The sequence below is a fragment of the Streptomyces sp. NPDC001816 genome (assembly GCF_042892235.1).
Taxonomy (GTDB): Bacteria; Actinomycetota; Actinomycetes; order Streptomycetales; family Streptomycetaceae; genus Streptomyces.
In genome coordinates this window covers 289420-312687 of the sequence record NZ_JBIATY010000003.1, presented here as the reverse complement: position 1 = coordinate 312687, position 23268 = coordinate 289420, and the positions used below count along the sequence as shown (strand labels likewise).

At 70.9% G+C, this 23268-nt stretch carries 17 protein-coding genes and 1 pseudogene; 12 read left to right on the top strand and 6 right to left on the bottom strand.

The genetic code is table 11. From position 1 onward, the window contains the following. A pseudogene (locus tag ACFYZZ_RS12455) lies at positions 1-205 on the top strand (hypothetical protein); the annotation flags it as partial. 329 nt (positions 206-534) lie between these two features. Here the strand turns inward: ACFYZZ_RS12455 and ACFYZZ_RS12450 are convergent. Genes ACFYZZ_RS12450 through ACFYZZ_RS12435 form a run of 4 tightly spaced genes read right to left on the bottom strand, consistent with a single transcriptional unit; the run spans position 535 to position 4514 of the window. Further along, positions 535-1788 (bottom strand): MFS transporter, encoded by a 1254-nt coding sequence (locus tag ACFYZZ_RS12450; RefSeq protein WP_389174440.1) that lies wholly within the window; start codon positions 1786-1788, stop codon positions 535-537. Continuing rightward, positions 1785-3098, bottom strand: a complete 1314-nt coding sequence (locus ACFYZZ_RS12445) for a GH1 family beta-glucosidase (RefSeq protein ID WP_389174437.1) — start codon at positions 3096-3098, stop codon at positions 1785-1787. The genes ACFYZZ_RS12450 and ACFYZZ_RS12445 overlap by 4 nt, the downstream gene beginning before the upstream one ends. Positions 3099-3156: 58 nt before the next feature. Further along, complete coding sequence (locus ACFYZZ_RS12440) at positions 3157-3423, bottom strand: protealysin inhibitor emfourin (protein ID WP_389174434.1); 267 nt, start codon at positions 3421-3423, stop codon at positions 3157-3159. Positions 3424-3443: 20 nt separating this feature from the next. Then, entirely contained in the window at positions 3444-4514 is a 1071-nt protein-coding gene (locus ACFYZZ_RS12435) for a M4 family metallopeptidase (RefSeq protein WP_389174432.1), read from the bottom strand. 337 nt (positions 4515-4851) lie between these two features. On the opposite strand from ACFYZZ_RS12435, the gene leuA reads away from it, so the two are divergent. Further along, the gene (gene leuA / locus ACFYZZ_RS12430; protein WP_389174429.1) at positions 4852-6573 is read left to right on the top strand and encodes a 2-isopropylmalate synthase; all 1722 of its coding nucleotides are present in this window, start codon (positions 4852-4854) and stop codon (positions 6571-6573) included. Positions 6574-6758: 185 nt separating this feature from the next. Further along, the gene (locus tag ACFYZZ_RS12425) at positions 6759-7454 is read left to right on the top strand and encodes a TerB family tellurite resistance protein (RefSeq protein WP_386571928.1); all 696 of its coding nucleotides are present in this window, start codon (positions 6759-6761) and stop codon (positions 7452-7454) included. 159 nt (positions 7455-7613) lie between these two features. On the opposite strand, the gene ACFYZZ_RS12420 is transcribed toward ACFYZZ_RS12425, so the two are convergent. After that, on the bottom strand, positions 7614-8249 hold the full coding sequence (locus ACFYZZ_RS12420; RefSeq protein WP_389174425.1) for a response regulator: 636 nt from the start codon (positions 8247-8249) through the stop codon (positions 7614-7616). Beyond that, positions 8246-9478 (bottom strand): sensor histidine kinase, encoded by a 1233-nt coding sequence (locus ACFYZZ_RS12415; RefSeq protein ID WP_389174421.1) that lies wholly within the window; start codon positions 9476-9478, stop codon positions 8246-8248. The genes ACFYZZ_RS12420 and ACFYZZ_RS12415 overlap by 4 nt, the downstream gene beginning before the upstream one ends. 167 nt (positions 9479-9645) lie before the next feature. Between ACFYZZ_RS12415 and ACFYZZ_RS12410 the strand changes: the two genes are divergently transcribed. From ACFYZZ_RS12410 to ACFYZZ_RS12370, 9 genes are all read left to right on the top strand, one after another. Then, entirely contained in the window at positions 9646-10734 is a 1089-nt protein-coding gene (locus tag ACFYZZ_RS12410; protein ID WP_389174418.1) for an ABC transporter permease, read from the top strand. Beyond that, on the top strand, positions 10731-11414 hold the full coding sequence (locus ACFYZZ_RS12405) for an ABC transporter ATP-binding protein (protein WP_389174415.1): 684 nt from the start codon (positions 10731-10733) through the stop codon (positions 11412-11414). Before ACFYZZ_RS12410 ends, ACFYZZ_RS12405 begins: the two co-directional genes overlap by 4 nt. A gap of 326 nt (positions 11415-11740) precedes the next feature. Beyond that, positions 11741-13825 carry an MMPL family transporter gene (locus ACFYZZ_RS12400; RefSeq protein ID WP_389174412.1) on the top strand — a complete coding sequence of 695 codons (2085 nt, stop codon included), beginning with the start codon at positions 11741-11743 and terminating at the stop codon, positions 13823-13825. Between the two features lie 47 nt (positions 13826-13872). After that, positions 13873-15180: a histidine kinase gene (locus ACFYZZ_RS12395; RefSeq protein ID WP_389174409.1), complete on the top strand. Its 1308-nt coding sequence runs from the start codon at positions 13873-13875 to the stop codon at positions 15178-15180. Then, positions 15177-15842, top strand: coding sequence for a response regulator (locus ACFYZZ_RS12390; protein WP_389174406.1), 666 nt, complete (start codon positions 15177-15179; stop codon positions 15840-15842). Before ACFYZZ_RS12395 ends, ACFYZZ_RS12390 begins: the two co-directional genes overlap by 4 nt. Before the next feature lie 3 nt (positions 15843-15845). Then, entirely contained in the window at positions 15846-17021 is a 1176-nt protein-coding gene (locus ACFYZZ_RS12385) for an exo-alpha-sialidase (protein ID WP_389174404.1), read from the top strand. 188 nt (positions 17022-17209) lie between these two features. After that, on the top strand, positions 17210-17941 hold the full coding sequence (locus tag ACFYZZ_RS12380) for a hypothetical protein (protein WP_389174401.1): 732 nt from the start codon (positions 17210-17212) through the stop codon (positions 17939-17941). Positions 17942-17964: 23 nt separating this feature from the next. Beyond that, complete coding sequence (locus ACFYZZ_RS12375) at positions 17965-18552, top strand: hypothetical protein (RefSeq protein WP_389174398.1); 588 nt, start codon at positions 17965-17967, stop codon at positions 18550-18552. After that, positions 18552-23261, top strand: a complete 4710-nt coding sequence (locus ACFYZZ_RS12370; RefSeq protein WP_389174395.1) for a putative T7SS-secreted protein — start codon at positions 18552-18554, stop codon at positions 23259-23261. Before ACFYZZ_RS12375 ends, ACFYZZ_RS12370 begins: the two co-directional genes overlap by 1 nt. Positions 23262-23268: the final 7 nt, after the last annotated feature.

Sequence of the window (23268 nt, the reverse complement as noted above, 5' to 3'; positions counted from 1 at the left end):
GGGGCTCTGCCCCGGCCCCCGCTACCCGCTGGCCGCCCGTCTCGGTGGGCTGAAGGGCGGTCGGGTCCGGCGGGCAGATCGAGGCGCCGTTCGGGACGCCGGCCGCGCGGCGGTAGCCGCATGTCGATGCAGCCTGGACCTCCACGTGAAGGTCGCCAAGGGCTGGCAGCGGGACCCGAAGCAGTTGCGGCGGCTGGGGTTCTGAGGCCTCCTGGGGCTCTGCCCCGGCCCCCGCTACCCGCTGGCCGCCCGTCTCGGTGGGCTGAAGGGCGGTCGGGTCCGGCGGGCAGATCGAGGCGCCGTTCGGGGCGCCGGCCGCGCGGCGGTAGCCGCATGTCGATGCAGCCTGGACCTCCACGTGAAGGTCGCCAAGGACTGGCAGCGGGACCCGAAGCAGTTGCGGCGGCTGGGGTTCTAGTTCGCGGCCGGAGTCGGGAAGCCCGCCTCCGTGAGGGTTGCCAGGCGGGACGCCGGCACCCTGGCCCAGGAGGAGTCGGTGCGGTCAGGACTGGCCGGCTGACCAGCCCCGGCAGCTCACGCCACGCCCCGTATCCGCCCCACCAGCACCGCCCCCGCCAGCCCGATCACCGCCGCCACCAGGTACAGCACCCGGTAGCCGCCGAGGTACGTCACGATCGGCGCCGCCAGGACCGGGGCCGCCACCTGGGGGAGGGCGTTGGCCACGTTGATGACGCCGAGGTCCTTGCCCCGGTCCAGGGCCTTCGGCAGGACATCGGTCATCAGGGCGAAGTCGACCGAGGTGAAGACACCGAAGCCGATCCCCAGCACCGCCGACGCGACGACCGCCCCCGGCCAGGTCTGCCAGCCGGACAGGGCCGCCGTGGCCACCGCCATCAGCACACCCGACCAGACGACGAACGGCTTGCGCCGGCCCACCCGGTCCGACCAGACACCGCCCGCCACGACCGTCGCCACCAGCGTCAGGCTGTTGACCGCCGTGAGGACGAGGACACCCCGGTCGGGGTCGGAGTAGTGCAGGCGGTCGCGCAGGTAGTAGAGGAGATACAGCAGCACCAGCGAGTTGCTGAGGTTGATCAGGAAGCGGGTCAGCCAGGCCCAGGCCAGGTCGGGGTGGCGACGTGGGCTCAGCCAGAACGACGCCAGGAAGCCGCGCCAGGACCAGGGCGACCGGTCCTCCGGCGCCAGCCGCAGGTCCTCGTAGCGCAGTACGTAGGGCAGGACGCCCACCACCGTGAACACCGCGCAGGCCGTGTACCCGGCACCGACCCCGCCCGCCGCCGTCGCCAGTCCCGTCCCGCCGACCACGCCCAGGATCTGCGCCGCCCCCAGCCAGCCGCCCACCGAGCCCCGCTGGAGCCGCGGCACCCGGTCCGGCACGGCCGCGGTCACCGCCGCGAAGGCTGCGTTCAGCGTGAGCTGCACCAGGCACCAGCCCAGCGTCATCGTCCACAGCCCGCCCGCGCCCGCGAGCAGCAGGAGGGAGAGCGCACCGCCCGCCGCGCCCGCCACGATCCACGGGGTACGGCGGCCCCGGCGGGCGGTCGTCCGGTCGGAGAGGGCGCCGAAGAACGGGTTCGCGAGCAGCGAGACCACCGCGCCCGCCCCCGTCACCCAGGCCAGCATCGTCTCCTTCGACATCCCGGAGCCGGGCGCGAAGTCCCCCGCCTGGGAGGCGAGCAGGATCTGCAGCGGACCGAACCAGCCCACCCAGATCGCCCCGTTGGCCAGCGAGAGCGCCACCGTCCAGCCACGGCCGACCCGCTCCACGGGCTCGGCGAGTGCGGCCGAGGCGCGGGCGGTGGTCATCTCTGCGCCCGCAGCACGTCCCGGAACCAGTGGTAGGAGGCCTTCAGGGTGCGCCGCTGGGTCTCGTAGTCCACGTGGACCAGGCCGAAGCGGCGCGCGTAGCCCTCCGCCCACTCGAAGTTGTCCATCAGGGACCAGACGAAGTAGCCGCGCACATCCACCCCGGACTCCAGCGCCGCGTGCAGGGCGCGGACATGGCCGTCCAGGTAGGCGATGCGGTCCTGGTCGTCGATGCCCTCGTAGGAGCAGCCGTTCTCGGTGATGACGATCGGCGGGAGGCGGTCGCCGTAGCGGTCGCGGAAGGTCGTGAGCAGCTCCGTGAGACCCTCCGGGACGACGGGCCAGCCGAAGTCCGTCACCGGGCGGTCCTCGATCTCCCGGACGGAGAAGGGGAGTTCGGCCGGCATGGTCAGGCCGCCGAACTCGATCTCGGTGCCCTGCGGGGCGCCCACCCGGGTCGGCGCGTAGTAGTTGACGCCGTACCAGTCGATCGGCTCCGAGATCACCTTCAGGTCCGCGGACACGTCGCCGGGCATCAGGTCGCCGATGCCCTCCGGGTAGGCGCCCAGCAGGACCGGCTCGGCGAACAGCCGGTTGAGCAGGAGGTCGTAGAAGCCCGCCGCCTCCTGGTCGGCGGGTTCCGCGGACGCCGGCCAGGTCGGGCCGTGGGAGTTGGCGATGCCGATGTCCGTCACGCCGGCCGCGCGCAGGGTCTGCACCGCGAGACCGTGGGCGAGGAGCTGGTGGTGGGCGACCGGGAGCGCGTCGAAGAGGAGCCGTTTGCCGGGGGCGTGGGCGCCCAGCGCGTGACCCAGCAGGGTGTGCTCGGCGGGCTCGTTGAGGGTGATCCACTTGGTGACGCGGTCGCCGAGGCGCTCGGCCACCACGGACACGTGGTCGGCGAACCGGGCCGCCGTGTCCCGCTCCAGCCAGTCCAGCGAGGCGGGCAGGTCCCAGTGGAAGAGGGTGGGAACGGGCCGTACGCCGGCCGCGCACAGCTCGTCCACCAGGCGGTCGTAGAAGTCCAGGCCGCCGGGGGAGTTCACGCGGGGCCAGGAGACGGAGAAGCGGTACGCGTCCACGCCGAGGCCGGCGAGGAGGGCCACGTCCTCCCGGTAGCGGTGGTAGTGGTCGCAGGCCACCGCCGCCGTCGTGCCGTCCTTCACCCGCCCCGGCTCGGCCGTGAACACGTCCCACACGGACGCCTCGCGCTCGTCGGCCGCGCCCTCGATCTGGTGGGCGGAGGTCGACACACCCCACAGGAAGCCGGCCGGGAAGCGGGGGATCGGATTGACTGCATCGGTCGCCATGGCCGGGATCATCCTTACCCCCGGTAACGGAAGTCAACGCCCCGGCGTGAAACAGCGGTTACGCACCCTCCTTCAGCACCCGGGAGATCAACTCCCGCTCCGCCTCGGACAGTCGGGGGTCGGCCGCGTAAACCGTCCGGCCGTCCACAGTGATCTCGTAGCTGAAACCGTCCGGGACCCCGGCCGGGCGCGTGCCCCGGCCGGACGCGAGGGCGCGTTCGGCCAGGGCACGCCACTCATGGGCGTCGGGCCGGCCCGAGGTGTCCACCTCGGCCCGGCGCTCGATGCCCGCGAAGCCGCCCGTGCGCCGCACTTGGATACGCATGGGTCACTTCTAGTACGGAACTACAACGTCCGCACCCCCACCTGCTCCCACGCCTTCTGCACGGCCTGGAGTTCGTCGCCCGCGCCGTAGCGCTCGCGGGCCGCCTTGACGGTCAGCGTGGCGAAGTCGGCGAAGGCGGCGTCCTGCTTGAGCTCGCCGCCGGTCAGGGTGTCGTACCAGATCTGTCCGGCCCGCTCCCAGGCGTTGCCGCCGATGGCCGTGGCGACCAGGTAGAAGGCGTGGTTCGGGATGCCCGAGTTGATGTGCACGCCGCCGTTGTCGCGGCCGGTGTGGACGTAGTCCTCCATGGTCGCGGGCTGCGGGTCCTTGCCGAGGACGTCGTCGTCGTACGCCGTGCCCGGCGCCTTCATGGAGCGCAGGGCGGTGCCGGTGACGCGCGGGGCGAGCAGACCCGCGCCGATCAGCCAGTCGGCCTCGGCCGCGGACTGGCCGAGCGCGTACTGCTTGATCAGCGAGCCGAAGACGTCGGAGAGCGACTCGTTGAGCGCGCCGGGCTGGCCGAAGTAGGTCAGGTTGGCGGTGTGCTGGGTGACGCCGTGGGTCAGCTCGTGGCCGATGACGTCCACCGGGATGGTGAAGTCCAGGAAGATCTCGTTGTCGCCGTCGCCGAACACCATCTGCTCGCCGTTCCAGAAGGCGTTGTCGTAGTCCGTGCCGAAGTGCACGCTCGCGTCCAGCGGCAGCCCCTCGCCGTCGATGGAGTTGCGGCCGTACGCCTTCAGGTACAGCTCGAAGGTGGCGCCGAGGCCCGTGTAGGCGCGGTTGACCGTGGCGTCCGCACCGGGCTCGGCTCCCTCCTCGCGGACCTTCGTGCCGGGCAGGTCCTGCTGGTGGCCGGCGTCGTAGATGGTGCGGTGCGGCTGGTCGGCCACGGCCCCGGCGGGCGCGGCGACGGCGGGCGCGCCGATCACCGTGGTCAGGCGGCGGTGAGTGCGCTGGTAGGCGTCGTGCTCCAGGGACCGGCGGGCGGGTCCGGAGAGCGCGGGGTCCTCGTTCCGGGCGAGCCTGTCGAGGACGTGCGGCGGCACGATCGTGCAGAAGACGGGCTGGAAGCCCCCGTTGGTCGTCATGCCCGGCACCCTTGCACTGTGTGATCCGGCTGTCACTACTCGCAACCATGATTGGTGAAATACGGTGACATCGGGCTCACTCCGCGTAGCCATAGTGGTATGGCGCACTTTTTGTCCGATTTGCCCCCACGGTCCCGCATACTGATACGAACCCTCGCGGTGAGGCGCCGCTCGGCTAGCATGCGGAGCATCATGCGTTTCGGGCTGCTCCTTCTTAGCTGCCGCGGCGAGGGCCTGTAGTCGAGGCCGACTCCCTCCCCGCGGAGCTTGGCGTTGCGTCGTCGGCCGTCCACCCGGACATCCGGATCTCCGGACACCCCAAGGAGCCCACGCCATCATGGCCAACCGCCAGCAGCCCAGTTCCATGCCGATCCACAAGTACGGCCGCTACGAGCAGGTCGACATCCCGGACCGCACCTGGCCGGAGCAGCGCATCACCGTCGCCCCCCGCTGGCTCTCCACCGACCTGCGGGACGGCAACCAGGCCCTGATCGACCCGATGTCGCCCGAGCGCAAGCGCCGGATGTTCGACCAGCTGGTCAAGATGGGCTACAAGGAGATCGAGGTCGGCTTCCCGGCCTCCGGCCAGACCGACTTCGACTTCGTGCGCTCGATCATCGAGGAAGAGGGCGCGATCCCCGAGGACGTCACCATCTCCGTGCTGACCCAGGCCCGCGAGGACCTGATCGAGCGGACCGTGGAGTCCCTGAAGGGCGCCCGCCGGGCCACCGTCCACCTGTACAACGCCACCGCGCCGGTCTTCCGCCGGGTCGTGTTCCGCGGCTCCAAGGACGAGATCAAGCAGATCGCCGTCGACGGCACCCGCCTGGTGATGGAGTACGCCGAGAAGCTGCTGGGCCCGGAGACCGAGTTCGGCTACCAGTACTCGCCGGAGATCTTCACCGACACCGAGCTGGACTTCGCGCTGGAGGTCTGCGAGGCGGTCATGGACGTCTACCAGCCGGGCCCCGGCCGCGAGATCATCCTCAACCTGCCCGCCACGGTGGAGCGTTCGACCCCCTCCACGCACGCGGACCGCTTCGAGTGGATGAGCCGCAACATCTCCCGCCGTGAGTACGTCTGCATCTCCGTCCACCCGCACAACGACCGCGGTACGGCCGTCGCCGCCGCCGAACTGGCGCTGATGGCCGGCGCCGACCGCGTCGAGGGCTGCCTGTTCGGGCAGGGCGAGCGCACCGGCAACGTCGACCTGGTCACCCTGGGCATGAACCTGTTCTCCCAGGGCGTCGACCCGCAGATCGACTTCTCCGACATCGACGAGATCCGTCGTACGTGGGAGTACTGCAACCAGATGGAGGTCCACCCGCGCCACCCGTACGTGGGCGACCTGGTCTACACGTCCTTCTCCGGCTCCCACCAGGACGCCATCAAGAAGGGCTTCGACGCCATGGAGGCCGACGCGAAGGCCAAGGGTGTCACCGTCGACGACATCGAGTGGGCGGTCCCGTACCTGCCGATCGACCCGAAGGACGTCGGCCGCTCCTACGAGGCCGTCATCCGGGTCAACTCGCAGTCCGGCAAGGGCGGTATCGCGTACGTCCTGAAGAACGACCACAAGCTGGACCTGCCGCGCCGGATGCAGATCGAGTTCTCGAAGATCATCCAGGCCAAGACGGACGCCGAGGGCGGCGAGGTCACCGGCGGCGACATCTGGTCGGTCTTCCAGGACGAGTACCTGCCCAACCCGGAGAACCCCTGGGGCCGCATCCAGGTCCGCACCGGCCAGTCGACCACCGACACCGACGGCGTGGACACCCTCACCGTCGAGGCCACCGTCGACGGCGTCGACACGGTGCTGACCGGCTCCGGCAACGGTCCGATCTCGGCGTTCTTCGACGCCCTGCAGTCCATCGGCATCGACGTACGCCTGCTGGACTACCAGGAGCACACGATGAGCGAGGGTGCCTCCGCGCAGGCCGCCTCCTACATCGAATGCGCGATCGACGACAAGGTTCTGTGGGGTATCGGCATCGACGCGAACACGACGCGTGCCTCGCTGAAGGCCGTCGTCTCCGCGGTGAACCGAGCCGCCCGCTGACCCTCGCCGACCAGCACTTTCGGGGCCCTGACCGCTGTATACGACGGTCAGGGCCCCGTCACTTATCGGCCATCGCACCCCTAAGATCACGAACGGGTCTCGTACGAGGTGCTGACTCAGCCTCCGTGATGTGGCTAACATCACGCCAGCGCGGCGATGTTGCCGCGTCGTTACGGAGGTGCGACGTGCTGCCAGTACGGGGACGAGACGACCGTGCCACCCGGGCTGTGCGCCTCCTGGGTACCCGCACCGCATGGACACCCGTGGGGGACGGCGAGTTCTACTGCCCCGGCTGCGGAGGCGACCGCAACTACCAGCGGCTCACCGGCCGCCGCCGCTTCACCCTCCTCGGGGTGCCCGTGCTGCCGCGCGGGGCGACCGGACCGGTCGTGGAGTGCGCCTCCTGCCGCCGTCACTTCGGCACCGACGTCCTCGACCACCCCACCACCCGCCGCTTCTCCGCGATGCTCCGCGACGCCGTGCACACCGTCGCCCTCGCCGTCCTGGCCGCCGGCGGTGCCTCCTCCCGTACGGCCCTGGAGACGGCCGCCACCGCGGTCCGCGCCGCCGGCTTCGAGGACTGCACCGAGGACCAACTGGCCGCCTTGGTCGAGGCCCTCGCCGCCGACACCGGCCGGGTCCTCGGCGGCCCGTGCGGCGCGAGCCTAGCCATAGAGCTGCACGAGGCCCTCGACCCGCTCGCCCCGCACCTCGCCCCGGTCGGCCGCGAGTCCCTGCTCCTCCAGGCCGCGCGCATCGCCCTGGCCGACGGCCCCTACACACCCGCGGAACGGGACGCACTGGCCACGATCGGCGCCGCGCTCACCATCTGCGCCGACGACGTCAACCGGTTGCTGGCCGCTGCGCGGACTCCGTCCTGACTCATGCCGCCTGACCCGGTGCCGCCCGGATCGCCCGACGCTCGGCCGGCAGCACCGAACCCGAGCCGAGGAAGCGGCTCCACGGCATCTCCTCGATCTCCTCGACGTGACGAGCGATCTCGGCGTGACGCGCGACGCGACACCGGGCCCGCTGATCCGTCAGCGCCTGATCAGGCCCAGGTCGGTTGCGGTGGCGACGGCGGCGGTGCGTGAGTCGACGCCGAGCTTGGCGTACACGCGGGCCAGGTGCGACTTGACCGTGCCCTCGGTGAGGTGGAGCCGGTGGCCGATGGCCTGGTTGGACAGGCCTGCCGCGACCAGGGTGAGGACTTCCGTCTCCCGCCGGGTCAGGGCGGCGCCGGGGTCGCGCAGCCGGTTCATGAGCCGGTCGGCGACCGTGGGAGCCAGGGTGGTGCGTCCCGCGGCGGCGGTGCGCACGGCGGCCGCGAGATCCTCGGGCGGGGCGTCCTTGAGGAGATAGCCGGTGGCGCCGGCCTCGATCGCCGGGAGAGTGTCGGCGTCCGAGTCGTACGTCGTGACGATCAGCACCCGGGGAGCGCCCGGCCGGGCGGTGATCCGGGCGGTGGCCTCGGCGCCGCCCATTCCCTTGCCGAACTGCAGGTCCATCAGCACGACGTCGATGTCACCCGCGGCGGCGCGGGCGACAGCGTCCTCGGCGGTCGCGGCCTCGGCCACCACGGCGAGGCCGGGTTCGGTCTCCAGGACGGCGCGCAGCCCGGCCCGCACCACGGGATGGTCGTCGGCGACGAGCAGGCGGATGGCGGAGTCGGTCACGGGCGGGCCTCGGTCTCGGTGGGTGGGGCGAGGGGGAGCCGGGCGGCCAGGGCGGTGCCGTGGCCGGGGGCGGACTCGATGGTCAGGATGCCGCCGAGCGCGTCGAGCCGGGCGCGCATGGAGGCCACACCGAAGCCGCCCCTCTCCGGGTCGGGCGCGGGCAGCTTCGCGGGGTCGAAACCGATGCCGTCGTCGACGACGTCGAGGACGACATGGTCGCCGCACCGGCCGAGGGTGACCTCGACGGTCGTGGCCCGTGCGTGGCGGACGGTGTTGGCGACGGCGGACTGGGCGACGCGCAGCAGCACGACCTCGTACGAGGTCGGCAGCGGGGCCGGATCGCCGCTGAGACGGAAGCGGGCGGTGAGCCGGTGCCGGGCACCGGTGGTGGCGCACAGCCGTTCCAGAGCGCCGGCCAGGGTGGTGCCCTCCAGGGCGGGCGGGGCGAGGGCGGCGACGAAACGGCGGGCCTCGGCGAGATTGTCGACCGCGGCCTGGCGGGCCTGACCGACGTAGCGGGCACTGTTCTCCGGAGCGTCGGGCAGGGCCCGTTCGGCGGCGCGCAGCAGCAACTGGATGCTGGACAGCCCCTGGGCGAGGGTGTCGTGGATCTCCCGGGCCAGCCGCTCGCGTTCGGCCAGCACACCGGCGGTGTGCTGGGCCTCGGCCAGGTCCGCGCGGGTGGCGGTGAGTTCCTCGATCAGGCGCCTGCGCTGTTCGCTCTCCCGGTACAGGGCCTGGTATCCCCACACCACGGCGACTGCGACGGCGGCGCCGATCGCCGGGCCGATCGCCATGGCCGCGCTGAAGGACCCCCGGTGGAGGGCGAACGCGGCGACCGCCGCGAGCACGGTCGCGGCCACGGCGGCCAGGCCGGCCCGCCGCGACAGCAGGTGGAGCTGGAGGAAGTACAGCGGGAAGGCGACCCACACCCCGTCGGCGGTCAGGCCCAGCAGCACCAGCCACACCGCGCCGACGACGGCCAGCCACCAGGCGGCGGCCCGCCGCTCGCCGCGGATGCGGGGCACGAGCGGGCCGGCCGCGTACACCAGCCCGCACGCCACCGCCACGGCGACCGTCACCGCGGTGTGCGGCCGGCCTTCGGCCACGGCGCGGCCGGCGGCCAGAGCGAGCAGGGCGACGATCAGCAGGTGCAGGCACCAGGACAGGGTCCGGGTGGTCGGGGTCAGGGCGGGAGCGGCGGTGTTCGCGGGAGCAGCGGTGTTCACAGTCCCTCCAGCCTAAGGAACCGGTCCGGGCCGGGCCTCCGCCGAAAGTTACAACCCACGCGCAGCCTTTCGGTCCGCGAAGTGCCGTCCGTCGCCGGATGCCCGGCCGAGGCACCGGAGGCCAGGCTGGGGCCTATCGCTTCCACCGCCGGAAAGGGCAGGCCAAGGTGTTCGTCGCCTGGAGAGATCTGAAGTTCGCCAAGGGGCGGTTCGCCCTCATGGGAACCGTCATCGTGCTCATCACCCTGCTGGTCGGGCTGCTCTCCGGACTGACCGCGGGCCTGGGCCGGCAGAACATCTCCGCCATCACCGGCCTGCCGGCCGACCGGATCGCCTTCCACGTACCCGGCGGCGCCCAGGAGCTGTCGTACGCCAACTCGACCGTCACCGCCGAGCAGTGGCGGCGGTGGGCCGAGGTCCCCTCAGTCACCGGCGCCGAACCGCTGGGCATCAGCACCACCAGGGCCACCGCGGGCGACCGGAGCACCGGGGTCTCCGTGTTCGGCGTCCGGCCCGGCTCCCGCCTGGCCCCCGACGGCAGCAGGATCACGGGGCACGCGACGGTGCTGTCCGGCACGGCCGCCGACGACCTGGGCCTGGAGCCCGGAGACGGCTTCACCCTGGCCGGACAGAAGCTGACCGTGGCCGCCGTAAAGGGCGACGCCTCCTTCAGCCACACCCCCGTGATCTGGACCAGCCTCGACACCTGGGCGAGGACGGCGCCCCCCGCCGACGCCGGGGACGGGTCGACCGCGACCGTGATCGCCCTGAACACCGGCTCCGGCGCCGACATCGCCGCCGCCGACCGGGCCATCGGCACCAGAACGGTCTCGAAGGGCGACTCGCTGTCCGCGATCGGCTCGTACGCCTCCGAGAACGGCTCCCTGCAGCTGATGCGCGGCTTCCTCTTCGCCATCTCCGCCCTGGTCGTCGGCGCCTTCTTCACCGTCTGGACCATCCAGCGCAGCGGCGACATCGCCGTCCTCAAGGCACTCGGCGCCTCCACCGCCCAGTTGCTGAAGGACGCCCTCGGCCAGGCCGCGGTCCTCCTGACCGGCGGCACCCTCCTCGGCACCGGCATCGCCGCCGGTCTCGGCGCCCTTGTCACGGGAAGCGCGGTGCCGTTCCTCCTCACTCCCACCACGGTCCTCGTCCCCGCCGCCGTGATGATCCTGCTCGGCGCGCTCGGGGCCGCCCTGTCCGTCCGCCGCATCACCTCCGTCGACCCGCTGACCGCCCTGGGGAGCGCCCGATGAGCCTGAACCTGACCGACGTCACCCTCACCTACCCCGACGGTGACTCCCGCCTGACCGCCCTCGACCACGTCACCCTGGACGTGCCCAAGGGCAGTCTGACCGCCGTGGTCGGCCCCTCCGGATCCGGCAAGTCCAGCCTCCTCGCCGTGGCCGCCACCCTCATCGCCCCCGACGCCGGCACGGTCACCATCGACTCCACCGCCACGACCGGCATGACCCGCGACGAACTGACCCGGCTGCGCCGCGACAAGATCGGCATCGTCTTCCAGCAGCCCAACCTGCTGCCCTCCCTCACCGCGGCCGAACAGCTCCAGGTCATGGCCCGGATCGCCGGACGGTCACCGGCCAAGGCCCACGGCCGGGCCATGGAACTGCTCGACGCGGTGGGGGTCGCGACCCAGGCCGGACGCAGGCCCCACCAGCTCTCCGGCGGTCAGCGCCAGCGCGTCAACATCGCCCGCGCCCTGATGAACAGCCCCGCCGTCCTGCTGGTCGACGAACCCACCAGCGCCCTGGACCACGAACGCGGCGCCGCCGTGGTCGACCTGATCACCCGCCTCACCCATCAACAGGCCATCGCCACCGTCCTGGTCACCCACGACCGCACGCACCTCACCGCCGTCGACAGGATCGCCGAGGTCCACGACGGACGCCTCCGCCTCGCTACGGCGCCCTGCTGACCGGAGACCCGGAAAGGGGCTTGGGAACCCGGAAAGAGGCTTGGGTCACGAGCCGGGGCGGGTGATCCCCGGGACCATGGGGACGCCCCAGGCGGATCAGCGCGGGCCCCGAGCGGATCCGCGCCCGGCCGGACCGCGCCCGCCCGGGACGTGCCCGATCGACCCGCGGCGACGCCCTCCTGATACTCCCCAGGGAGTAGTCCGCCCGCCCGGCCGCCCTGCGCAGTACCGCCGAACTCGCTCCCGAGCCCGACGAACGCGCGCCTTTCCGGCGGAAGTCTGGAAGCCGTATCCAGACATCCGCTCCGGAGGGAGGGCCCGTTTCCATGGGGGCCGCGACAACACGTGTGAGAGGTGGGCGACGAGGCCTGCCCTGGCTGGTGCTGGGCCTGTGGGTGGTCCTGCTGGCCCTGGCCGGGCCGTTCGCCGCCAAGCTCGGCGACGTCCAGCACAACCGCACGACCGACTACCTGCCCGCCTCCGCCGACTCCACCCAGGTGGCCCGGCTCCAGGACCGCCTCCCGGGCGGCCAGACGACCGAACTGGTCCTCGTCTACCACCGCGCGAGCGGCCTGACCGCCGCCGACCGGGCCACCGCCGCCGCGCAGGTCGACGCCCTCGCCCACCGGCACGCCCTCACCGGCCGCACCCCGCAGGGCATCCCGTCGGCCGACGGCACCACCCTCATGTACCCGGTCACCAGCAACGAGCCCGGCACCGACGAGAAGAAGCGCGACGCCTTCGTCGACGACGCCCGCAGCATCGTCCACGACACCGGCGGACTCTCGGTCGACGTCGGCGGCCCGGCCGCCCTGGCCACCGACGCCTCGGGTGTCTACAAGTCCCTCGGCGGCCCGCTGCTCTACACCACCGTCGCCGTCGTAGCGATCCTGCTGATCCTCATCTACCGCAGCCCGCTGCTGTGGCTGGTCCCGCTCGTCGTCGCCGGTGTCGCCGACTTCCTCGCCCAGGCCGCCGCCTACGCCCTCAACCAGGCCTTCGGCACCGCCGTGACCGGTGCGAGCACCGGCATCATGACGATCCTCGTCTTCGGCGCCGGCACCGACTACGCCCTGCTCCTCGTCTCCCGCTACCGCGAGGAGCTACGACGCCACGAGCGGCCGTACGACGCGATGCGGGCGGCGCTGCGCGGCTGCGGGCCCGCCGTCCTCGCCTCCTCCGGCACGGTGGCCGTCGGCCTGCTGTGTCTGCTCGCCGCGGACCTCAACTCCAGCCGGGGCATGGGCCCGCTCGGCACGGTCGGCGTGCTGTGCGCGCTGGCCGCCATGCTGACCCTGCTGCCCGCCGTCCTGGTCCTGCTGGGCCGCCGTCTGTTCTGGCCGCTCATCCCCGCCTACGGCGCCACGCCCAAGGCCACCCGCCGGTCGCTGTTCGCCGCGATGGGCTCCTCGGCCGGGCGCCGCCCGCTGACCGTCCTCGCGTCCGGCGCCGCCCTGCTCGGCGCGCTGGCGCTGGGCGCGCTGAACCTGCCCGGGCCGCTCAAGCAAGTGGACACCTTCGTCGACCGGCCCGACTCCGTCACCGCCCTGCAGACCGTGGCGAAGGCCTACCCGGAGCAGTCCGCGCAGCCCATCGAGATCCTCACCCCGGCCGGCCGCGCCGACGCCGCCCTGGCGACGATCCGGGGCACGAAGGGAGTGGCGCAGGCGCGAGAGGGCCGTATCGGCGCCGGCTGGACCGAGATCACGGTGACCGCGTCCGCCCCGCCCCAGTCCGCCGCCGAGACCGCCACGATCAAGGCACTGAGGCACCGGCTGGACGGCTCCCACGTCGGCGGGCTCAGCGCCCAGCAGCTCGACCTCGCGGACACCAGCGCCCGCGACCGGATGGTCGTCGTACCGATCGTCCTGCTCTCCGTGCTGCTGATCCTGATCGCCCTGCTGCGGTCCCTGGTCGCCCCGCTGCTGCTGGTGGTCGCCGTGGTCGCCGTGTGGGGGGCGGCACTTGGCCTCGGCGGGCTGGTCTTCGAGCCGCTGTTCGGCTTCCACGGCACCGATCCCGGCCTCGGCCTGCTGTCCTTCGTGTTCCTCGTCGCCCTCGGCGTCGACTACGGCATCTTCCTGATGCACCGGATGCGGGAGGAGTCGCTGCGAGGCGCCGAGCCCGCCGCGGCCGCGCTGACGGCACTGCGGACCACCGGCGGGGTCATCGCCTCCGCCGGACTCGTCCTCGCCGCCACCTTCGCGGTGCTGACCAACATGGGGCTCGTCCAACTCGTCGAGCTGGGCTTCGTCATCGCGGTCGGGGTCCTGCTGGACACCTTCCTCGTCCGCACCTACCTGGTGACCAGCGCGAGCGTGGCGCTGGGCAGGGCGGTGTGGTGGCCGGGGCGGCTGTCCAGGGCACCGGAGGCGGCGCGCACCGAGCGTGCACCGGAACCCGTGGGCTGAACCGTCGGGCGCCCCTGCCCTCGGCGGGGGCGCCCGCCTACCGGAAGATGAACCCCGTGCAGGAAACCACGACAGTGCCCGGCCGCCGCACGACAGGCCGCCGCCGGCCCCCGAGCATCCCGGCGGCGGTGCGCGGCGTCCCGGCGGCGGGACGCCCCCGCCAGGGCGAGCGGATCGTCGCGGCGATCAACCGCAATCCCCTCACCGCCCCGCACGCCACCCGCAACGACGCCCTGCTCGCCCTCGCCCTCACCGTGCCGGCCGTGTGCATCGCCCTGTTCACCGACCCGGGCCGCCGCCCCGACGCGCTCGGTTGGGCGCTGCTGTTCGCCGCACACGTGCCGCTCGTGTGGCGGCGCCGCCGCCCGCTGCTGGTGCTCGCCGCCGCCGTGACCCTCATCGCGACGTACAACGCCTTCGACAACAACCACACCGCGACGGTCCCGGCCGGGCTCACCGCGCTCTACACGGTGGCCGTCACCAGTCGCCCCCTGCGGACCGTCCTGACCGGCATCACCGTCCTCGCCGTGATCGTGGGCGTGATGACGACGGTGAACACCCACCATGCCTTCCAGGTGCTGCGCACCTCCGGCTGGGTGATCGCCGTGCTCCTTCTCGGCGTCGCCGTCCGCTCCCACCGCCGGCACATCGCCGCGATCGTCGAACGCGCCGAACGCGCCGAACGCACCCGCGAGGAGGAGGCTCGCCGCCGGGTCGCCGAGGAGCGGCTGCGCATCGCCCGCGACCTGCACGACCTGCTCGCCCACAGCATCACCCTCATCGGCGTGCAGACCTCGGTCGCCGCGCATGTCCTGGCCGCCGACCCCGAGCGGCTCGACCGGGAGACGGTCGCCAAGGCGCTGGACGACATCGCGGAGACCTGCCGCACCGCAAGCGGTGAGCTGCGCGCCACCCTGGAGGTACTGCGGGAGCACGGCTCGTTGGACGCCCGCGGCCCCCTGCCCGGTCTCGACGGCGTGCCCGACCTGGTGGAGGCCGCGCGCCTCGCGGGCGCCCGCGTCGAGCAGACCGTACGGGTACGCAAGGCACCGGCCGCCGTGGGTGCCGCCGCGTACCGCATCGTCCAGGAGGCGCTGACCAACGTGGTACGGCACGCCGGCCCCGAACCAGCCGTCAGCATCGACCTGGACGCGCGGGACGGCGCTCTGCACCTGACGGTGACCGACGACGGAACCGGCCCCACCCCCGGCGGCACGCCCGGCTACGGACTGGTGGGCATGCGCGAGCGAGCCCGCAGCGTGGGCGGCACCCTCGACGCCGGACCACGCACGCAGGGCGGCTTCGAGGTGAGAGCCGTACTGCCCACGACGACCACCGCGGAAGGGACCGGATGAGCGCCGTTCGCGTACTGCTGGCCGACGACCAGGCCCTCGTCCGGGCCGCGTTCGCCATGCTCGTGGAGTCCGCGCCGGACATGGAGGTCGTCGGACAGGCCGCCACCGGCCGCGAGGCCGTCGACCTCGTCCGCGCCGAACGAGCCGACGTCGTGCTGATGGACGTCCGCATGCCCGACCTCGACGGCATCGAGGCCACCCGCCTCATCGCCGCCGACGAGGACCTCGACGGGGTGAAGGTGCTGGTCCTCACCACCTACGACACCGACGAGAACATCGTGGACGCGCTGCGCGCCGGCGCCTCCGGGTTCCTGGTGAAGGACACCCGTCCGGCCGACCTGCTGGACGCGATCCGTACGGTCGCCGCGGGCGAGGCACTGCTCTCCCCGGGGCCGACGGCACGCCTGATCGAGCGGTTCCTGCGCAGCCCCTCGGCGCCCGTGACGGGAGGCCCGGAGTGCCTGTCGGACCGCGAGCGGGAGGTGCTGACGCTGGTCACCCGGGGCCTCAACAACACCGAGATAGCTGAGGTGTTGGGGCTGAGCCCGCTCACCGCGAAGACCCATGTGAGCCGGATCATGGGCAAGCTCGGCGCCCGCGACCGGGCCCAGCTGGTGATCGTGGGCTACGAGTCCGGGCTGGTGATTCCGGGGAGCATGTGAGGCGTGATTCCGCTGAGCCGCGCTCTTCTCGTCGCCACCGCGTTCCTCACCCCGCTCACCGCCGTCCACCCGGCGCACTCCACACAGGGCTGCGTCTCCTCGGTGCCGTACATGTCCGGGCAGGGCGGCTACGACACGTACCGCATCCCCGCGACCGTCGTCACCCGGCGCGGCACGGTCCTGGCCTTCGCCGAGGGCCGGCACACGGGCGCCGCCGACAGCGGCGACATCGACGTCGTCCTGCGCCGCTCCACCGACGGCGGCTGCACCTGGGGCCCGCTGACGGTGGTGGCCGCCGGTCAGGGCAACACCCGGGGCAACCCGGCACCCGTGGTCGACCCGCGATCCGGCGCCGTCGTGCTGCTGACCTCGTACAACAGCGGGACGGTGACGGAGGCTCAGATCATGCGCGGCGAGGTCGCACCCATCCAGGGCCGCCGGGTGTTCGTACAGCGCAGCGAGGACGACGGCCGCAGCTTCACACCCCCGCGGGACATCACGGCCGAGGTGAAGCCGCCGAACTGGCGCTGGTACGCGACCGGCCCCGGCCACGCGCTGGCTCTGACCCACGGCTCCCACACCGGCCGCCTCCTCGTCCCCGCCGACCACTCCACCACCCCGCCCTCCGGCTCCTCCGACACCGGCCGCGAGCCCCGCTACTACGGCGCCCACGCCCTCTACAGCGACGACGGCGGCCGCACCTGGCACCTCGGCTTCGTGGACGACACCTACGACGGCGCGACCAACGCCAACGAGACCAGCATCGCCCAACTCCCCGACGGCCGCCTCTACATCAGCTCCCGCGACCAGAACAGCAGCCGCGGCCCCGGCCACCGCCTCGACACCTACAGCGGCGACGGCGGCGGGAGCCTCGCCCGTCCCTTCGCCGTCCAGCGCACTCTGAACGACGTCCCGGTGGTCGAGGGCAGCGTGCTCCAACTCCACAAAGGCCCCTTGCTGTTCTCCGCCCCGTCGGTGCCGACCGCCCGCCGGGCGATGGCCCTCTGGTCCAGCACGAACGCCGGCCGCACCTTCACCCGCCTACGCACCCTGTCCGACCGTCCGGCCGCTTACTCCGACTTGGTCCAGCTCGGCCGGGACAGGGTCGGGCTCCTGTACGAGACGGGGGCGAAGGGGCCGTACGAGAGGATCGAGTTCGAGCGCCTGCGGTTGCCCTAGCCGGCTGGCGGGGGTGCTGAGAATGGCCCTGGATACAGCCGGACACAACGGCAGTTGACTGTCCTTTGACTCACTGTTGGTCCGGCGAACATTGTTCGTATCAGCCCATGCGTGTGAGTATTGAAGATCGTTCGCGGAACGAAAATCAGCCGAACGTATCAAGACATCATTGGTGGGGGGAAGGCGCTGTGGCCAGCGCTGAGTCGATGGGATCCGCGGGGGCGACGGGCGAGGCCGAGGTGTATCCGCCCAGGTCGGCACTGACAGACATCGCGGAGCAGACGGTTCTGCACGCCGGTAGTGCACCGCTGCCTCCTGCTGATGTGCTCTCTGCAGCTCAACCGCACCCGGAATCAAGCACATTAGCCACCGCGAAGCAGTCCGCAGCGGATGCTGCAACAACGGCCGCCCAGGAATCCGTACTCACACAGCCGACCGACCGGCAAGACGCGCCGCTCTCCGCGGAACAGGCCATGCGACTCAGGGTTCACAGGCGCCGGTTCCGCGCCCGCCTCGGCGAGTTCCGACGTCGCCGTGTCCTCGTCCCGTACGGGGAGAACGGCGCCGCGCTGACGGTGGAGACGCATGCGGCGCGGTGGCTGCTCGCGTTCACCGACGAGGCCGCGCTCGCGCGCTATGCGAGGGCGCGCGGGGAGGGTGACCGGGTCTGGCGGTACCGCACGGTGTGGGGTGCAGCGGTCCTGGACGCAGGCGTACCGGCGGTTGCTGAGGCCGGGCTTCCGTGCGGGGTGTTGGTGGACGCCGGCGACGGTGAACGGGGAATGGTGCTGCCACCGGTCGTCGGAATCGTGCCGGAGGCGGTTGCCGTGGACCGGCCGGGAAACGACGGAGGCCCGGAAAGCGGAACCGGAACACGTGTGCGTGGCGTGCAGGACATGGACTCAGGCGCTGAGACCTGACGACCGACGGGGGAGGGACGGCAATGACGACGCCGAACGGGGGCGGTCAGCCGGATCTGCAGGTGCACGGCCTGAAGTTGATCGCCGAAGGCATCAACAAGGCGTTGAGCGAGATGGATTCGCTGGGTGGGATGAAGGGCTGGGCGGGCGCGGGTCGCGGTTTCACCGGCCTGGAGATGGACGGCATGGACGTCGGTGACGACCAGCTGGGCGCGATGCTGCACACCTTCTGCGAGCGCTGGCAGTGGGGAGTGCGCGATCTGATGCAGGAGGGCAACGCGCTCGCGGAGGGGATGGGGCTGGCAGCCGGCACCTTCCACCAGACGGACGAGTACGTGAAGGGCTCGCTGAAGGTCGCCTACAACTCCGTGGTCGGGGATCCGTTCGCCTCCAACGAGCAGGTGGAGAAGGAGAGCCTGGACCAGATCAACCATGCCGCGATGACCACGGGTTACGGCGAGAAGGACCGCGACAACCTGGTGAACTCGGTGAAGCAGACGGGGAAGGGCATGCTCACGGACGTGGAGACGAGCGAGGGCGCGCCAGGCAGCCCGATCCCGATCACGCCGTCCATCGTGCGGGACGTGACCGGGGCGGGTGACGGCAACTGATGTCTCTCACGGGGAAGTTCAACAGCGCCCTGGGGTCGCTCAAGTCCGGCTACGACCACGTCAAGCGGGCGACCGGCCATGTCATCGACGAGGGTGCCCACGGTGTGGGTGACGCGCTCGACTGGGCCGGTGCGCACGGTGCGGCCGACAAGGTCGACGACTGGGGTGACTCAACCGCGTCGAAGCTGGGCGCGCACGTGGACGAGCAGCAACTGGACGAGACCGAGGATCCGAAGGAACTGATCCACGGCAATCCGGCGAAGCTGCGCGAGACGGCGGGGCATCTGCTGCATTTCGCGCAGGCCTTCGGTGCGGTCGCCGCCGGTATGAAGAATCTCGACTCGTCGGACTTCAAGGGCGAGGCTGCCGACACCTTCCGCAAGAAGTTCGCCTCGCACCAGGTCAAGTGGCAGCAGGCCGCGGAAGCCTGTGGTGAGGCGGCATTGGCGCTGGAGAACTTCGCGCACACGGTGGAGTGGGCGCAGGCGCAAGCCGGGGAAGCGGTTGCGAAGTACCGCGAGGGCAAGGCCGCCTCGAAAGCCCACCAGCAGAAGGTGCAGACGTACAACGACGCACTCGATGCGGGCGACAAGGACCCCGGCCCCAGGCCCTCGGAGCAGGATCCGGGCGACGAGGCCAAGCACGCGGCCGAACAGATCCTGGCCGCCGCACGGAGCCAGCGCACCCACCTCGCCTCGGAGGCCGCCGACCGCGTCAAAGCTGCCCTGCAGCACGCTCCGCACGAGCCGTCGGCCGTGAACCAGCTCAAGCTCGACGGCGCGGATGCGTGGGATGCCGCCAAGACGGAGGACATGCGCTTCTTCGGCGGTGTCATGCGTGGGCTCGGGGACCTGAACAACCTGGCCCGCAACGCGAACCCGCTCGATCCGTACGCGGTCACGCACCCCTACGAAGCGGCTCAGGCCAAGGTGGAACTGCTGGGCGGCGCCGTCCACATGGTCACCCACCCCACCCAGACGGCCAACCAGCTCTGGAACTCCTTCCTTGAGGACCCTGGCGGGGTGGGTGGCGAACTCCTGCCCCAGTTCTTCATCCCGGAGGCGGGGGCCGAGGGAGTGGCTGCGGACGGGGTCCGGGTCGCGGAAGACGGGGTGAAGGGGGCTGAGAAGGCGGCGGCTGGGGAACGCGGGGCGGCGGAGGGCGAGGCGGCGAATTCCGAAGGGAACGCTGCCCGGGGGAACGCGGAGGACAATCCCGACTCCAATGCACAGGAGCACCAGAGGAAGGAGTGCCGTGAGGACCCGGTGGATGTTGCCTCCGGGTACATGGTGCTTCCGCAGACGGACCTGACCCTGCCCGGAAGCCTGCCCCTCATCCTGCGGCGGTACTTCAATTCCTCCTACCGCTCGGGGCGCTGGTTCGGCCCGAAGTGGTCAAGCACACTGGACCAGCGTCTGGAGATCGACGCTCAGGGCGTGGTGTTCGTAGCCGAGGAGGGGATGCTCCTGATCTATCCCCACCCGGCACCCGGCCTGCCAGTCCTGCCGGAGCGAGGCCCCCGTTGGCCGCTGGACCGAGTTGCCGACGGCTACACCGTGACGGCACCCGAGACGGGCCGGGTCTGGCACTTCGAGGACCACACGGACTCCCTGGCCCTTCTCCGGCAGATCGACGACCGCAACGGGAACTGGATCACCTTCGACCACGACGCAGAAGGCACCCCTCGCTCCGTCGAGCACAGCTGCGGCTATCGCGTAAAGCTGACGGCACAGGACGGCCGTATCACCGGCCTGCACCTGGCGCACAGTGACCAGGCCGAGGGCCAGACCGTACTGCGTTACGGCTACACCGACGGGCACCTCACCGAGGTCATCAACTCCTCCGGCTCCCCGCTCCGCTTCGAGACCGACGAGCGCGGTCGCATCACAGCCTGGATCGACACCAACAACAGCCGGTTCACCTACGTCTACGACGACCAGGACCGCTGCATCGAACAGTGGGGCGAAGCCGGCCACGTACACAGCCGATTTGCCTACGGCGACCCGGATCCGACCACGGGCACCCACGTCACCACCCTGACCGACTCCCACGGTCATCAGACGCACTTCCTGGTCAACGATCGCTCGCAGGTCGTAGCCGAGACCGACCCCCTGGGTGCCACCACGCAATACGTCCGTGACCGCTACAACCGTCTCCTCTCCCGGATCGACCCTCTTGGCCACACCACCGCCTTCACCTACGACGAAGCCGGCAACCTGACCGAGATCGTCCGGCCTGACGGTCGACGCACGACGGCCACCTACAACGAGTTCGGCCTGCCGACGAAGATCGTGGGCACCGACGGAAGCGTGACCCGCTGCGAGTACGACGCAAGGGGCAACCGCACTTCCGTTACCGACCCCGCGGGCCCGGTGACCCGCTACATGTACGACGCCGCCGGTCACCTGACTGCCGTCACGGACCCTCTGGGCAACATCACCAGGGTCCGCTGCAATCCGGCCGGACAACCGGTCGAGGTCACCGATGCCGGCGGAGCCGCCACGCGCTACCAGTACGACGCCTTCGGGCGCACGGTCGCCCTCACGGACCCGCTCGGTGCCGTCACCCGTCTGGAATGGTCCGTTGAAGGCAAGCTGACCCGGCGCATCGATCCCGATGGCACCGAGGAACGCTGGACCTACGACGGCGAGGGCAACTGCACCACCCACACCGACCAGATCGGTGGCGTCACCCGCTTCGAATACACCCACTTCGACCTGCTCACCGCCCGCACCGGCCCCGACGGAGCCCGTTACGAGTTCGCACACGACGCCACCCTGTGCCTCACTCAGGTCACCAACCCGCAGGGCATGACCTGGACGTACGAATACGACGCGGCCGGTCGCTTGATCCGCGAGATCGACTTCGACGACCGCGTCCAGCTCTACACCAACGACGCCGCGGGCCTCCTGGCCGCCCGCACCAACCCCCTCGGCCAGACCATCACCTTCGAACGCAACGAACTCGGCCAGGTCATCCGCAAGAACGCCAACGGCAAGCTGACGACATACGAGTACGACTTCACCGATCAGCTTGCCCAGGCCACCGGCCCGGACGGCACGACTCTGGCCCTGCTGCGGGACCGCCACGGACGACTCTGCTCAGAAACGGTCGACGGCCGCGCGTTGACGTACACCTACGACTCACTGGGCCGCCGCACAGGCCGTACGACCCCCAAAGGCGCCACCACCACTTGGTCGTACGACGCCGCAGGTCGCCGCACCGGCATGGTGGCGTCAGGCCGAGCCATCGACTTCACCTTCGACGAGGCAGGCCGCGAACTCTGCCGCCGCATCGGCGAAGCGATCAGACTGGAGCACACCTTCGACGCGCTAGGCCGCCTGACCACCCAGTCGGTGACCGGCGTCGACAGCCGCAGGGTGCAACACCGGGCGTACGCCTACCGCGCAGACGGCAACCTGATTGGTATCGACGATCAGCTGTCCGGCTCTCGCCGCTTCGACCTGGATGTGACGGGCAGGGTGACGGCGGTCCACGCGGCCAGCTGGACGGAGCGGTACGCCTATGACGAGGCAGGTAACCAGACGCAGGCCTCCTGGCTGGTCGACCACCCGGGTCACGAGGCAGCAGGCGCCCGTGCCTACACGGGTACTCGCATCACCCGAGCGGGCAACGTCCGCTACGAACACGACGCCCTTGGTCGCATCACGCTCCGCCAGAAATCCCGATTGTCCCGAAAGCCGGACACCTGGCGCTACGAGTGGGACGCCGAAGACCGCCTCACGTCAGTGGTGACCCCTGACGGCACGCGGTGGCGCTACACGTACGACCCGCTGGACCGCCGTACGTCGAAACTCCGCCTGGCTACGGACGGCGAGACGGTCGTAGAACGCATCGACTTCACGTGGGACGGCACCAACCTCTGCGAGCAGACAACGACGTCCCCCAACCTCCCGAACCCGGTCACTCTCACCTGGGACCATCAGGGTCTGCATCCTCTGAGTCAAACGGAACGGATAACTGCCGCTGACGCTCCTCAGGAGGAGATCGACTCCCGCTTCTTCGCCATAGTCACCGACCTGGTCGGCACTCCTGGCGAGCTCATTGATGAACAGGGCGAGATCGCCTGGCGCACCCGAAGCACAGTGTGGGGAACGACGGCGTGGGCAGCTAGCAGCAGCGTGTACACACCCCTTCGCTTTCCGGGGCAGTACTACGACCCTGAAACCGGACTCCACTACAACTACTTCCGCCACTACGATCCCGAAACCGCCCGGTACATCACCCCTGACCCGCTGGGACTCGCGCCCGCGCCCAACCCGTCCACATACGTCCAGAACCCGTACACCTGGGCCGACCCGCTGGGACTCGCGCCTGAAGAATGCCGTAGGTTGGGATTGTCATCGGCTGCACAGCGAGCCATTGAAAAGTTTGAGAACATAAAGAAGGATCCACTGGGCGACGTGAATTCGCAGCCGAAGCATAATCACTACAATGCGGCTAGGCGAGAGGCGAATGGAGAAGTAGTCGCACGGAAAGCCGACGGAACACCTTTCGATCACATCGCTGAGTTGAAGCAGGCGCGGGATGGCTTGGACAGGGTCAGGAGGGTTCTTGAGCGTGAAATCGAAAGTCCTCCCGAGACGCTGACGGATCGAGGGTTGGAGGTCCTGATCGCTAAACGTAAGGATGTAATTGGAGAACTTGACCGTCTCAACGGGTTCCTGCATTCAATCGGACATCGCTGATGAGTAG

Coding starts and splice junctions, on each gene's coding strand:
- ACFYZZ_RS12435 (WP_389174432.1), bottom strand. CDS start 4,514: ATGACGACCAACGGGGGCTTCCAGCCCGTCTTCTGCACGATCGTGCCG.
- ACFYZZ_RS12445 (WP_389174437.1), bottom strand. CDS start 3,098: ATGGCGACCGATGCAGTCAATCCGATCCCCCGCTTCCCGGCCGGCTTC.
- ACFYZZ_RS12395 (WP_389174409.1), top strand. CDS start 13,873: ATGAACCCCGTGCAGGAAACCACGACAGTGCCCGGCCGCCGCACGACA.
- ACFYZZ_RS12390 (WP_389174406.1), top strand. CDS start 15,177: ATGAGCGCCGTTCGCGTACTGCTGGCCGACGACCAGGCCCTCGTCCGG.
- ACFYZZ_RS12440 (WP_389174434.1), bottom strand. CDS start 3,423: ATGCGTATCCAAGTGCGGCGCACGGGCGGCTTCGCGGGCATCGAGCGC.
- ACFYZZ_RS12450 (WP_389174440.1), bottom strand. CDS start 1,788: ATGACCACCGCCCGCGCCTCGGCCGCACTCGCCGAGCCCGTGGAGCGG.
- leuA (WP_389174429.1), top strand. CDS start 4,852: ATGGCCAACCGCCAGCAGCCCAGTTCCATGCCGATCCACAAGTACGGC.
- ACFYZZ_RS12400 (WP_389174412.1), top strand. CDS start 11,741: ATGGGGGCCGCGACAACACGTGTGAGAGGTGGGCGACGAGGCCTGCCC.
- ACFYZZ_RS12370 (WP_389174395.1), top strand. CDS start 18,552: ATGTCTCTCACGGGGAAGTTCAACAGCGCCCTGGGGTCGCTCAAGTCC.
- ACFYZZ_RS12375 (WP_389174398.1), top strand. CDS start 17,965: ATGACGACGCCGAACGGGGGCGGTCAGCCGGATCTGCAGGTGCACGGC.
- ACFYZZ_RS12405 (WP_389174415.1), top strand. CDS start 10,731: ATGAGCCTGAACCTGACCGACGTCACCCTCACCTACCCCGACGGTGAC.